Below are 11,456 nucleotides of genomic sequence, written 5' to 3' on the forward strand. Positions count from 1 at the left end.
AGCGCCGTCAACGACGACGAACCACCGTTCTAGATCGCTATCCGCTGCGTGAACTCATCGGACCGTCTCGCCGCCCGTGAGCTGAGCGTCTCCGACGCGGAGGTCATCGCCCTCGTGCGCCGACGGTTGGACTGGGCCACAGGGGACGACGGCTAGACTGGCTCGGTGACTATTGCGACCCCGTACGAGGATCTCCTCCGCGACGTGCTGGCCAACGGCACCACGAAATCGGACCGCACCGGCACCGGAACGCGCAGCGTTTTCGGGCGCCAACTGCGCTTCGACCTCGCCGAATCGTTCCCCCTGATCACCACCAAGCGCGTCCACTTCAAATCGGTGGCACTCGAGCTCCTGTGGTTCCTGCGCGGCGATTCCAACGTCTCCTGGCTGCGCGAGCAGGGCGTCACGATCTGGAACGAATGGGCGGACGACGCCGGAGAGCTCGGCCCGGTCTACGGCGTCCAGTGGCGCTCGTGGCCCACGCCGGACGGCGGACACATCGACCAGATCGCCCAGGTCGTCGAGTCCATCAAGTCCAACCCGGACTCGCGCCGGCACATCGTCTCCGCCTGGAACGTCTCCGAGCTGCACAACATGGCTCTGCCCCCGTGCCATGCCTTCTTCCAGTTCTACGTCGCCGACGGCAAGCTCTCCTGCCAGCTGTACCAGCGCAGCGCCGACATGTTCCTCGGCGTCCCCTTCAACATCGCCTCCTACGCCCTGCTGACCCACATGGTGGCGCAGCAGACGGGGCTAGAGGTCGGCGAATTCGTCTGGACCGGCGGCGACGTTCACATCTACGACAACCACGTGGACCAGGTCGCCGAGCAGCTCTCGCGCGACCCCTACGAGTACCCCCGGCTGGCGATCGCGCGCGTCCCGGAGAGCATCTTCGACTACACGCTTGAGGACTTCGAGGTCCTCGGCTACCGCCACCACCCCGCGATCAAAGCCCCGATCGCCGTATGAGCGAACAACTTACCGGCCCGGGCCACTCCGCGCGCCCGGAACGAGAGCCACGGATCGGCATGGTCTGGGCACAGACCATCGACGGAACCATCGGCAACAACGGCACCATGCCTTGGCATTTGCCCGAGGACATGGCGCACTTCAAGCGGACCACCATGGGCCATCCCGTCGTCATGGGCCGGCGCACCTGGGAGTCCATCCCGCCGCGCTTCCGCCCCTTCGCCGGACGCACCAACATCGTCCTGACTTCCGACGCCGGAACCTCCGCCGACGTGCGCGGGGCGGGCGGCGCCGTCGTGCATTCCCCCGAGGAAGCCCTCGAAACCGCGCGCACCGCCGACGGCGCCGAGGAGATCTGGGTCTGTGGCGGAGGCAAGGTGTACGAGGCGTGCGAACCCCTCGCCGACACCGCCGTCGTCACCGTCATCAACTCGGCCATCGACGGCGACACGCACGCCCCGAGCCTGGGCCAGACCTGGCGCAAGACCATGTCCGATCCCGGCGAGGGCTGGCTGACGTCGTCGACCGGGCTGGAATACCGCTTCGAGCTTTGGGAGAAGACACCGTGAAAGAAGCACTCAGGGAACTGACCGGCAAACCCGAGCCGCTCTTCGCGCTCGGCTTCATGCTGTTTCCAATGCTGGCGCTCATCTGCGCCGCGCTGGGACTGTGGATGATCGTGATGGGCCAGACGATCGGCGGGCTTGTGGTGTTGTTCACCATTACGCAGGCCTTCGCCTTCGGTTCCTTCTGGGCGATCGGACGGCGTCGTCGCCTGTTGAACGGGGATTCCATCGGGCGATAGCCCCGGAAATCCGGTCCGAACGCCCGGCCGTCGGCCGTAACCGACTCTTCCCGCCTTGCGCCGCCGCCCTACCATGGTGGGTATGACTTCTTCAGTTGGTTTCGTTGGTTACCGGGGCATGGTCGGCTCCGTCCTCATGCAGCGCATGCGGGACGAGGGCGACTTCGCCCACCTCGACCCCGTGTTCTTCTCCACCTCGAACCCCGGCGGCGCCGCCCCGGCGTTCGCGGAAGGCGCCCCCGCGCTGAAGAACGCGCACGATCTGGACGAGTTGGCCAAGCTGCCGATCATCGTCACGGCGCAGGGCGGGGACTACACCAAGGCCGTGCACGGCGATCTGCGCGCCCGCGGCTGGGACGGCCTCTGGATCGACGCGGCCTCGACGCTGCGCATGAACGACGACTCGATCATCGTGCTGGACCCGGTCAACCGGAACGTCATCGACGCCGGTCTGGCCAACGGCACCCGCGACTTCGTCGGCGGCAACTGCACGGTCTCCTGCATGCTCATGGGCCTCGGCGGACTGTTCCGCAACGGACTGGTCGAGTGGGGCACCGCCATGACCTACCAGGCGGCCTCCGGCGGCGGCGCGCGCCACATGCGCGAACTGCTGACCCAGTTCGGCGACATCAATGCCCACGTCGCCGACGACCTCTCCGACCCGGCGTCCGCGATCCTCGAGATCGACCACAAGGTCCTCGCCGCGCAGCGCAGCGGCCTCGACGCGACCCAGTTCGGCGTCCCGCTAGCGGGCTCCCTCATCCCGTGGATCGACGCCGACCTCGGCAACGGCCAGTCCAAGGAGGAGTGGAAGGCGGGGGTCGAGACCAACAAGATCCTCGGCACGGACGACTCCAACCACATCGCCGTCGACGGGCTCTGCGTCCGCATCGGCGCGATGCGATCGCACTCGCAGGCCCTCACCCTCAAGCTGCGCGAGGACCTCCCCCTAGCCGAGATCGAGAGACTGCTCGACGCCGACAACGAGTGGGCGAAGGTCGTTCCGAACACCAAGGAGGCCACGGTCGACGCGCTGACCCCGGTTTCCGCCTCCGGCACCCTGGACATCCCGGTGGGCCGCATCCGCAAGCTCGAAATGGGCCCCGAGTACATCTCCGCGTTCACGGTCGGCGACCAGCTCCTCTGGGGCGCCGCCGAGCCGCTTCGCCGCATGCTGGCCATCGCGCAGGGCAGGCTCTAGCGGGACCGGGCATCACGGCGCCGAATACCGGCATGGACCCGCGTCGACCTCCCCTTGGGGACGGGCGGCGCGGGCTTTCCCGTTTTGCCCGGACGGCGCGGACCTTCTAGTTTTCGCGCCTGACCCGCAGGACATCCTCGTTGGCGGTGTCGTAGAGGCGCTGGAGCTGCTGCAACCGCGCATCGTCGATCTCCCCGGCGGCATGCGCCTTGGTTCCGTGGTCCAACAGCCGCTTGGCTTCCTTCAGGTTGCCCTGCGCCATGTCCATCGCGTGCTCAAGACTCGTGGTGTGTTCCATGTCCCCATGATCCACCTCACTAGGGCGTTCTGTCCACGGCGGGGCGGGCTCTCGCGTCCGCTCACGAAGCCGGCTCCTCCGGTCCCCCACCTCCGCTATAGGGCGCAGTTGATCAGCAGCGGCTCGTTGTGAAGCTCGATCCCGAACGCGTCCACGACGCCGGCGCGGACCGCGCGCGCGACTGCCAAAATGTCCGACGCCGTTGCCTCGCCCCGGTTCGCGATGGCCAGCGTGTGCTTCGTTGACAACGCGGCCCGGCCCCCGGCCAACGCTTCCCCGGGAGTGCCCGGGAGCCCGAAGCCCTTGCCGAACCCGGCGCGGTCGATCAGCCAGGCCGCCGACAGCTTGACCAGCCCGTCGGCCGCGGCGGTTCCGCCGGTTCCGACAACCGGGAAGCGCGGCGCGTCCTGGGGCAGCGACGCGGCCGTCTCCGCGGAGACGATCGGGTTGGTGAAGAAGGAACCGGTGCTGAACGTGTCCCGGTCCCCCGGATCGAGCACCATGCCCTTGCCTGCCCGAAGCCGCAGCACCTCGGTGCGGATCCGCGTGGCCTCGACGCGGTCCCCGACCGCGCATCCAAGCGCCTTGGCGAGCTCGGCGTACGCCACCGGCGCGCCGAGTCCGCCGGGCTCCAGCTGGAACTCCACCGTCAGGACCACGTACCGGGGTGAGCCGTTCGTCGTCGTCCGCTTGAGGACCGAGTCGCGGTAGCCGAAACCCAGGTCCGCGTTCGCGAAGCTCCGCACGCGCCCAGTGGTCCGGTCCCACGTGCGGACGCGGGAGATGGTCTTGGAGACGTCGGTGCCGTACGCGCCGACGTTCTGCACCGGCGTCGCTCCCGTGGATCCGGGGATGCCTGACAGGGCCTCCAGCCCGCCGAGGCCCGCGTCGAGGGTGCGCGCCACGACGTCGTCCCAGGGGTGGCCGGCCTGGACGGTGACGATCGCGCCGCCGCAGGTAGCGTCCGGATCGTCAATGGCAACGCCCTCCGAGGCGATGCGCAGCACCGTGCCGGGGTACCCGGCGTCGTCGACCACGAGGTTGGAGCCCCCCGCGACGATCAGCAGGTCCTCGCCGGCGGCGTCGGCCGCGGAGACCGCGTCGATGATGGCGCGCTCGTTGCTCGCTTCGAGGTAGCGGCCGGCGGGCCCACCGACGGCGGTGGTGGTCAGGGACGACAACAGGGTGGCACTCACGCCCTCCAGCCTAATCGGAATCCCGGTGCCCGCCCGTGGCCGCGGTCGCCGACGGGCGCGTGTTGCCGGCGAGGAAGAACGAGGCGACCACCAGGACGGCGAGCGCCGCCAGCGCGTTGAGCAGGCCGATCCGGTCCGCCAGCAGCCCCAGCAGCGGCGGGCCGCAGAGGAACGCGCCGTAGCCGATCGTCGAGACGACGGAGACGCGCGCGGCGGCGCGGAGCGGGTCGTCGGAGGCGGCGGTCATGGCCACGGGGAAGACCAGCGCGACGCCGAGTCCCCACAAGGCCAGTCCGGCGAAGGCGAGCGGCACGGAACCGGCGCCGACGAAGAGGAGGACGCCAGCGAGCGCCGCGACGGCGCTGGCGCGCATGGCGGCCACGGGTCCGATTCGCTCGAGCAGGCGTCCGCCGCCGAGCCGGGCGGTGGCCATGGCGGTGACGAACACGCCGTAGCCGAGCGCGCCGACGGCGTTGGTCGTCGCGTAGCCGTCCGCGAGCGCCAGTGCCACCCAGTCCCCGGCGGCGCCCTCCGCCAGTGCCATGCCCAGCACCATGGCGCCGAGCAACACCGTGCGCGGTTCCCGCCACGTGCGGCCCATCACCGAGCCCGAACCGGCGGACGTGCCGGCCGCGGCGGCCGGCGTGCCGCCGGTGTCGGCGCGGAAGGCCCGCGCGGCCCAAAGGACCAGCGCGGCGACGCCGGCGGCGGCCGCGGAGTAGTGCCAGCCGACCGGCACGGACAGCCACGACGCCAGGGCTCCGGCGCCCGCCCCGACGATGGTCCCGACGCTGAAGCAGCCGTGCAGGACGGGCATGATGGCCCGGCCGAGCTCCGTTTCCATGGCGGCGCCCTGGACGTTGGAGGCGACGTTCCAACAGGCGGTTCCGGCGCCGAGGAGGGCAAGCGCTGATCCGGTCGCCGGGACGCTCCCGAGCTCCCCGGCTCCGATGCCGGCGGCCGCCAGCGCGACGGACACCAGCAGGGCGCCGCCGCGGATGGTGTGGCCGGACCCCACGCGCAGGACCACCAGCCCGGACAGGGAGACGCTCACGAACGCGCCGAGCGTCAGGCTCAGCAGCAGCAGGCCCACCTGGCCGTGGGTGAGGCCCAGCCCGTCGCGGACGGACGGCAGGCGCGACACCAGCGTGGCGACCACGACGCCGGAGGCGAAATACGCGGCCACGACGCCGTTGCGCCACGAGGTGGTCGACGCGCGTCGCGTCGGGATTCCGCCGGGTGTCAGAAGCGCACCACGGCCTGCGCCTTGACCAGGACCTTCTGCCCGCCGACGACGACGGTCAGGTCGACGCGCGCGGTGCGCGCCTCGGCGTCGAGCTTCCCGATGGCGCCGGAGACCGCGATCTCGGTGCCCGCAGCGTCCGTCGGGTTGGAGCCGGCCGGGTCCTCGACGGGGACCGGCTTCGTGAAGCGCGTCTGGTAGTCGACGATCGCCGCCGGGTCGCCGACCCAGTCGGTGACCAGCTGCACGGCGGCGCCCATGGTGAACATTCCGTGGGCGATGACGCCGGGCAGGCCCACCTCGAGGGCGAAGCGTTCGTTCCAGTGGATGGGGTTCAGGTCCCCGCTGGCCCCGGCGTAGCGGACCAGGTCGGCGCGGTTCACGGTGACCGTGGCGGTGCCGATGGACTGCCCGGTTTCCAGGGTGTCGAAGTCGATGGCGGTCATGCCTTGTCCTCTCCGCGCACAAGCAGCGACGAAACGGTGGTGGCGACCGGTTCCCCGGCCGCGTTGGCGATTTCGGAGCGGGTGGTGATCATGGCCCCGCCGCCCATGGCGCGGACCTGGTCCACGTGCAGTTCGACGACGAGTGCGTCGCCGGCCACGATGGGCCGGTGGTGCGTGAAGCGCTGGTCCGCGTGGACGACGCGGGAGAAATCGATCCCGGACTCCGGGTCGGAGATCAGCTGGGCGTCCGCCTTCTGCGCCACGATGATGGCGAACGTGGGGGGCGCGACGACGTCGTCGTATCCCAGCTCGGCGGCCGCCTCCGGGCTGAAGTGCGCGGCATGGGTGGCCTTGACCGCCGCGGCGAACTCGCGGATCTTCTCGCGGCCGACGACGTAGGGCTCGCCGGCGGGGTAGGTGCGCCCCTGCAGGGCAGGATCGATGCTCATGTCACTCCTGGCTCGGTGCGGCAGACGTTCCGCCGGCAGTATCCACCTTATCCGGCGGGCCCCGGGAACCGACCCGTCCGAGGGCGTACGACCCCTTGCCTGATCGGATCCGCATTGGTCCCTTGCCGATCGACCCGCCACCGGGTAGAACTTACGGGTCCCGCTATTCGCGGCAGCATGCCCGCCGGCCACGGCCGTCGGGCGGCGCCGCCCGTTCCCGAAGGAGGGGCCATGGCCCTCCCCACCACCCCGCCAGCACCTTCCCTGAGGAAGGTGCTGGGCCGCTTCGATGTCCTCGCCCTCGGCTTCGGCGCCATGATCGGCTTCGGATGGGTGGTCCTCACGGGCGGCTGGCTCGAATCCGCGGGAACCATGGGAGCCACACTCGCCATGCTTGTCGGCGGCATCATCATGGCCGTCGTCGGTCTCGCCTACGCCGAGCTCTGCGCCGCGATGCCCAAGGCGGGCGGCGAGCACAACTACATCATGCGCGCCATGGGCCCGCGGCCCTCCTTCATCGGATCGTGGGGCATCATCGGCGGATACATCACGATTGTCGCCTTCGAGGCGGTTGCCCTGCCGCGGACCATCGAGTACATCGTGCCGAACCTGAGCCACGTCAAGCTCTGGACCGTCGCGGGCTTCGACGTGCACCTCACCTGGGCGCTGGTCGGTGCCTTGGCCGCCGTCGTCGTCACCTGGATCAACATCCGCGGCGTGAAGCAGGCCAGCGTGGTCCAGACGTTCGTGGTCCTGTTTCTGCTGGCCATCGGCCTGGTCATGATCCTGGGAAGCTTCACCGGCGGCGAGGTCGCGAACATGGAGCCCCTCTTCAACGGCGGCATCAACGGGTTCTTCGCCGTCCTGGTGGTGGTGCCGTTCCTGTTCGTCGGGTTCGACGTCATTCCGCAGTCCGCCGAGGAGGTCAACATCCCGGCCCGCCAGATCGGCAAGCTAGTGGTCGTCTCCGTCGTCCTCGCCACGATCTGGTATGTCATGGTGGTCCTCACGACGTCGTCCGCCATGCCCGTCGGGGACCTCGCGGCCGCGGACATCGCCACCGCGGACGCCGTCGGCGCCATGTTCGGCTCCAACATCATGGCCAACGTCCTGATCGCCGGTGGCATCGCGGGAATCCTGACGTCCTGGAACTCGCTGCTGTTGGGCGCGTCGCGGCTGATGTTTTCGCTGGCTCGCGCGGGCATGCTTCCAGCGTTGTTCGGACGCCTGCACCCGAAGTACCACACCCCGCACAATGCCCTGCTGTTCATCGGTGCCCTGAGTTTCCTCGCGCCGTTCTTCGGAGTCGAGATGCTGATCTGGCTGGTCGATTCCGGCGCCCCCAGCATCGTCCTGGCCTACACGCTGGTCGCCGTGTCGTTCCTGGTCCTGCGCCGGCGGGAACCGAACATGGATCGGCCGCTGCGCATCGGCGGTGCCGGCAACGGCGGGCTCGCCATCGGCATCGCCGCGGCGTTCTTCGGGGTGGCGCTGTTCAGCCTCTACATGCCCGGAATGCCGGCGCAGCTCGGCGTCGAGCCGTGGATCCTGTTCGGGCTCTGGTGGGTGGTTGGCCTCGCCCTTTTCCTCCGGGTCCCGGCCGGAATCGCGGCCGGCCCAGACGCCGAGAAGCAGGTCGTGCAGCGGGTGCGCGAACGCTCCCGGTAGTGCCTACGGCGCGGGAAGAATGGAAACTACAGGAAGTCATAACTCCACGCCCGCGTCGGAGGAGGGCGAATGCACAGGCCCGTCGGCTATGCCCCGCGGCTAGGTGCGGGACTTCTTCCCGGACTTCGGCTGCCGCGGCGGCTGCGGGGTCGGCGGGTTGAGCTTCCGGTAGGCGCGCACGTCCCGGCCGCGGACCATGAGTCCGGCCATGTGCGTGAGCAGGCCGGCCATGATGATGCCCACCGCCGTGTACATCAGGGGCCGTGTCTCGGTGACCGCCCCGACGATCGCGAGGACGATGCCGAGGGCGGAGACCGTCATGGACACCACGACGAGTCGCTTGTAGAGGGGCGAGGCGGCTTCCCACGGCGTGCTGATCATGCCCACCAGTCTATCGGCGGCCCCGCGGTCAGAAGAGCGCGTCCTGCAGCAGCGGAACCGGCGTCGAGTGTGTGCCGAAGGCCATCCGCCGCCCCTTCAAAACCGCGGCGTCGGCGACGAACCTCTCCGCGCTCCCGTCCAGCCGCGCCTCCAGCGCCTGGCCCAGGACCGAGACGACCGTAAACCCGTGTGCGCCGCCGTCCAGCCGGCCCGGATACGCATGGAGCGCTCCCCCGTCCCAGCCCCGCAACAGTTCCGCGGCGACGCCGGGCGCGGCCCACTCCTTGGCCTGCGGCACGAAGTCCGCGGCGGACGCGTCGTCCGCATTCCCGAGGAATTCGCGCACCCTTTCGGCGAGGCCGCGGTTCAGCGCGGCGAGCGAGCCGGCGTCGTACACCGTCCCGGCGAGCCCGGAGGCCTTCGCCGACGCGCGCACCGACTGCCCGAGGCCCAACCCGGCGGTGACGAGGTCCTCCAGCACGCGCACGGCCGCGCCGTCCGCGGCCAGCGCGACATAGGTCGCGGCGACCGCACCCTGTTCGGCGAGCCGACGCCACTCGCCGCCGGCGGCGGCCGTCCCGACCTTGGACGCGCCGTTCGCGAAGCTCGCCACGTAGAGCCAATGCTCCTGGGCCAGATAGTCCCGCAGGCCCGCCGGGGCGATCCCCGAACGGTGGAAATCGTGCATGTGCCGCGTCTCGTCCCGCGCGAAACACGGCCCGCACTGGTGGCCGCGCTCGGCCCGCGCCGCATCCGGACACGCCACCGCGGTCCGCTCGCGGCGCCCGTGCACCTTCGTGTGCCCCAGGCACCAGCGGTCTTCCGCCGCGGCGAACGCCAACCGCGAGCCGGATTCCAGCACAACGTCGACCGCCTCGCCTTCCGCCGTCGTCAGCGCGAGCCGCGGGACGCCGTCGGACGAGGGCCAGCGGATTCCGTGGCACAACAGGTCTCCGGGAGGCGCCGCGGCGGGGACGGTCATCGGGCGGTGCCTACGACAGGCCGCCGGAGACGGCCGCCGCGGCCTCGAGCCAGGCGCGGCGGGTGGCCGGACGGAGCGCGTCGAACCGGATGGGCCCCTTGACGAGGGCCGGATCGTACGGGACGGTGACGACGGCGCGGGCCAGCCGGGCGAAGCCCCGCGCGACGCGACGCAACTGTTCGTTGCTGCCGCGCTGCTGGTGCTGGCTGACCACCACGACGGCGTTGCGCGCGAGCTCCGCGTAGTGGCCTCCCCGCTGCGCCAAGCCCTCGAGCAGGAGGGCGCCGGCCTCGGCGTGCTCCTCGACGGTGGTGCTGGCGATGACCAGCTGGTCCGTGTGGTCGATCATCCGCATCCAGCGTTCGGCCGATTCGTCGTTGCCCGAGTCGACAACGGTGAGCCGGAAGAAGCGCGCGACCGTGGCGTGCAGCGCGTCGAAGTCGCCCGCGTTCAGGTGCTGTTCCGAGGCCAGGAGGGTGGGATCGGTGCGCAGGACGCTGAAGCGGTCCTCCGGCTGGTAGTGGACGAAGGCGTTGACGGCCCGGTCCCCCGCCCGGGCGTTCTCGAGGTCCGGCGCGGCGCGCAGCAGATCCATCGAGTGGGCGTTGTGGCCGCCCTGCCCGGTCCGCCAGCCCAGCGTCCCGCGGGTGCCGTTGTTGTCCCACGCCAAGACCGGGTCGCCGCTGTGGCGGCCGAAGACGGCGGACAGGAGCACCGCCGTCGGGGTCTTGTTGGCGCCGCCCTTGCCGTTGACCACGGAGATGGTGCGCGGACGCTCCAGCCGCTTCGCGACGGCGCCGCGCCACTTGCGTTCCCGCAGTTCGCGCTTGGAGGGCTCGATGGGCACACCGAATCCCGCGAGCACGCCGCGCAGGCCCTGCTCCGGGGGCAGCATGGAGCCGTCGTCGGGACGCAGGAACGTCTCGCGGGGCTGGTTCGGCGGTGTCAGGAGGGTGTCGGACTCAGCGGTACCGGGGATCTGCCCGGTCGCGGTCTCGGGCGCTGTGTTGGCCTCGGCTTCGGGACCGGTTGCCTGCGCCTCCTCTGCCTCGGCCGTGGCCGTGGGGGCTCCGTCGATGTCCGCGTCGTCCGCGCGGCTCTCCTCGACGGCGTCGAACTCGTCGAACTCGCCGGCGGCGTCCGGGGCGCCCTGTTGCGTCGCGGCGCGAACGCGCGGACGCGTCAAGACGGTGCCGGGATCGGCGCACGACGGCGCGGCCGCCTTCGGCGCGGGCCGTGTCGCGGGTGCGGGCGTCTCGGGTGCCGGTGGCTCGGTCGGCGCTTCGGGGCCCGGTTCCTCGACGGGTTCCGCCGCGGATCCCTGCACCGGCTGCCGGGCCGACGCTTCCTTGAGTTCCACCTCGCGCCGCGCGGCGTCCTCGGCCGCCCTGGCCCGGCGCAACTGCGCCCTCGACGGAAAATCTCCGTTCGGTACCCCAACTGCCATTTCCTGGTGTCCTCCCATGCGTTTCGACCCGTCGCCGCTGATGTTCCCGTCCAGTTTATGGGCTTGGCGCGGCGCCCCGAGCCACGCAAAAGACCCCCGGCGGCTTGCGCCTCCGGGGGTCCGGGATCCTGTGCGGATCGGGTTGGTAGCGGTGCCGGGACTCGATCCCGGGACCTCACGATTATGAGTCGTGCGCTCTAACCAGCTGAGCTACACCGCCACGAATGAGAAAGAACCCGCGCCTACATCTTCTCCGAGAGAGACATCGACGCGGGCCCTTGTCATTCAGAGCCCCCCACCGGAATCGATCCGGTGACCTCGTTCTTACCAAGAACGCGCTCTACCACTGAGCTAGGGGGGCAACGGAGAAA

13 protein-coding genes and 2 tRNA genes are annotated in these 11,456 nt (G+C 70.4%); 5 read left to right on the plus strand and 10 right to left on the minus strand.

Annotation, left to right across the window (positions count from 1 at the left end; translation table 11 throughout):
* The first annotated feature begins 165 nt into the window (after positions 1–165).
* The 4 genes from ACHAAJ_RS13835 to asd all read left to right on the plus strand — a co-directional run bounded on the left by ACHAAJ_RS13835 (position 166) and on the right by asd (position 2,975).
* Positions 166–969 carry a thymidylate synthase gene (locus tag ACHAAJ_RS13835; RefSeq protein ID WP_435728773.1) on the plus strand — a complete coding sequence of 268 codons (804 nt, stop codon included), beginning with the start codon at positions 166–168 and terminating at the stop codon, positions 967–969.
* Positions 966–1,538, plus strand: a complete 573-nt coding sequence (locus ACHAAJ_RS13840) for a dihydrofolate reductase (RefSeq protein WP_435728774.1) — start codon at positions 966–968, stop codon at positions 1,536–1,538. Before ACHAAJ_RS13835 ends, ACHAAJ_RS13840 begins: the two co-directional genes overlap by 4 nt.
* Positions 1,535–1,774: an NF038396 family protein gene (locus tag ACHAAJ_RS13845; protein WP_435728775.1), complete on the plus strand. Its 240-nt coding sequence runs from the start codon at positions 1,535–1,537 to the stop codon at positions 1,772–1,774. The genes ACHAAJ_RS13840 and ACHAAJ_RS13845 overlap by 4 nt, the downstream gene beginning before the upstream one ends.
* 82 nt (positions 1,775–1,856) lie before the next feature.
* Complete coding sequence (gene asd / locus ACHAAJ_RS13850; protein ID WP_435728776.1) at positions 1,857–2,975, plus strand: aspartate-semialdehyde dehydrogenase; 1,119 nt, start codon at positions 1,857–1,859, stop codon at positions 2,973–2,975.
* Between the two features lie 106 nt (positions 2,976–3,081).
* Here asd and ACHAAJ_RS13855 read toward each other — a convergent pair whose 3' ends face one another.
* From ACHAAJ_RS13855 to ACHAAJ_RS13875, 5 genes are all read right to left on the minus strand, one after another.
* The gene (locus tag ACHAAJ_RS13855; protein WP_435728777.1) at positions 3,082–3,273 is read right to left on the minus strand and encodes a hypothetical protein; all 192 of its coding nucleotides are present in this window, start codon (positions 3,271–3,273) and stop codon (positions 3,082–3,084) included.
* Positions 3,274–3,368: 95 nt separating this feature from the next.
* Positions 3,369–4,469, minus strand: a complete 1,101-nt coding sequence (locus ACHAAJ_RS13860; RefSeq protein ID WP_435728778.1) for a UDP-N-acetylmuramate dehydrogenase — start codon at positions 4,467–4,469, stop codon at positions 3,369–3,371.
* Positions 4,470–4,479: 10 nt separating this feature from the next.
* Positions 4,480–5,655: an MFS transporter gene (locus tag ACHAAJ_RS13865; protein WP_435728779.1), complete on the minus strand. Its 1,176-nt coding sequence runs from the start codon at positions 5,653–5,655 to the stop codon at positions 4,480–4,482.
* A gap of 56 nt (positions 5,656–5,711) precedes the next feature.
* A complete protein-coding gene (locus ACHAAJ_RS13870) occupies positions 5,712–6,158 on the minus strand; it encodes a MaoC family dehydratase (RefSeq protein WP_435728780.1) in 447 nt (148 codons plus the stop codon).
* Positions 6,155–6,607 carry an FAS1-like dehydratase domain-containing protein gene (locus tag ACHAAJ_RS13875; RefSeq protein ID WP_435728781.1) on the minus strand — a complete coding sequence of 151 codons (453 nt, stop codon included), beginning with the start codon at positions 6,605–6,607 and terminating at the stop codon, positions 6,155–6,157. Before ACHAAJ_RS13875 ends, ACHAAJ_RS13870 begins: the two co-directional genes overlap by 4 nt.
* A 231-nt stretch (positions 6,608–6,838) precedes the next feature.
* On the opposite strand from ACHAAJ_RS13875, the gene ACHAAJ_RS13880 reads away from it, so the two are divergent.
* Entirely contained in the window at positions 6,839–8,275 is a 1,437-nt protein-coding gene (locus tag ACHAAJ_RS13880; protein ID WP_435728782.1) for an APC family permease, read from the plus strand.
* Between the two features lie 99 nt (positions 8,276–8,374).
* On the opposite strand, the gene ACHAAJ_RS13885 is transcribed toward ACHAAJ_RS13880, so the two are convergent.
* The 5 genes from ACHAAJ_RS13885 to ACHAAJ_RS13905 all read right to left on the minus strand — a co-directional run bounded on the left by ACHAAJ_RS13885 (position 8,375) and on the right by ACHAAJ_RS13905 (position 11,446).
* Positions 8,375–8,656: a hypothetical protein gene (locus tag ACHAAJ_RS13885; RefSeq protein WP_435728783.1), complete on the minus strand. Its 282-nt coding sequence runs from the start codon at positions 8,654–8,656 to the stop codon at positions 8,375–8,377.
* 28 nt (positions 8,657–8,684) lie between these two features.
* Entirely contained in the window at positions 8,685–9,638 is a 954-nt protein-coding gene (locus tag ACHAAJ_RS13890) for a DUF2797 domain-containing protein (protein WP_435728785.1), read from the minus strand.
* 10 nt (positions 9,639–9,648) lie between these two features.
* Positions 9,649–11,085, minus strand: coding sequence for a MinD/ParA family ATP-binding protein (locus ACHAAJ_RS13895; RefSeq protein WP_435728787.1), 1,437 nt, complete (start codon positions 11,083–11,085; stop codon positions 9,649–9,651).
* 143 nt (positions 11,086–11,228) lie between these two features.
* Positions 11,229–11,305 (minus strand) — tRNA-Met (locus ACHAAJ_RS13900).
* Between the two features lie 69 nt (positions 11,306–11,374).
* A tRNA-Thr gene (locus ACHAAJ_RS13905) sits at positions 11,375–11,446 on the minus strand.
* Between the last annotated feature and the right edge of the window lie 10 nt (positions 11,447–11,456).

This window comes from Arthrobacter arnarulunnguaqae, from assembly GCF_051262515.1.
Lineage (GTDB): Bacteria > Actinomycetota > Actinomycetes > Actinomycetales > Micrococcaceae > Arthrobacter_N.

What these genes read in the sequence shown, in the direction of transcription:
- ACHAAJ_RS13840 (WP_435728774.1), top strand. Translation starts at nt 966, where the DNA reads ATGAGCGAACAACTTACCGGCCCGGGCCACTCCGCGCGCCCGGAACGA.
- asd (WP_435728776.1), top strand. Translation starts at nt 1,857, where the DNA reads ATGACTTCTTCAGTTGGTTTCGTTGGTTACCGGGGCATGGTCGGCTCC.
- ACHAAJ_RS13855 (WP_435728777.1), bottom strand. Translation starts at nt 3,273, where the DNA reads ATGGAACACACCACGAGTCTTGAGCACGCGATGGACATGGCGCAGGGC.
- ACHAAJ_RS13870 (WP_435728780.1), bottom strand. Translation starts at nt 6,158, where the DNA reads ATGACCGCCATCGACTTCGACACCCTGGAAACCGGGCAGTCCATCGGC.
- ACHAAJ_RS13875 (WP_435728781.1), bottom strand. Translation starts at nt 6,607, where the DNA reads ATGAGCATCGATCCTGCCCTGCAGGGGCGCACCTACCCCGCCGGCGAG.
- ACHAAJ_RS13880 (WP_435728782.1), top strand. Translation starts at nt 6,839, where the DNA reads ATGGCCCTCCCCACCACCCCGCCAGCACCTTCCCTGAGGAAGGTGCTG.
- ACHAAJ_RS13885 (WP_435728783.1), bottom strand. Translation starts at nt 8,656, where the DNA reads ATGATCAGCACGCCGTGGGAAGCCGCCTCGCCCCTCTACAAGCGACTC.
- ACHAAJ_RS13890 (WP_435728785.1), bottom strand. Translation starts at nt 9,638, where the DNA reads ATGACCGTCCCCGCCGCGGCGCCTCCCGGAGACCTGTTGTGCCACGGA.
- ACHAAJ_RS13895 (WP_435728787.1), bottom strand. Translation starts at nt 11,085, where the DNA reads ATGGCAGTTGGGGTACCGAACGGAGATTTTCCGTCGAGGGCGCAGTTG.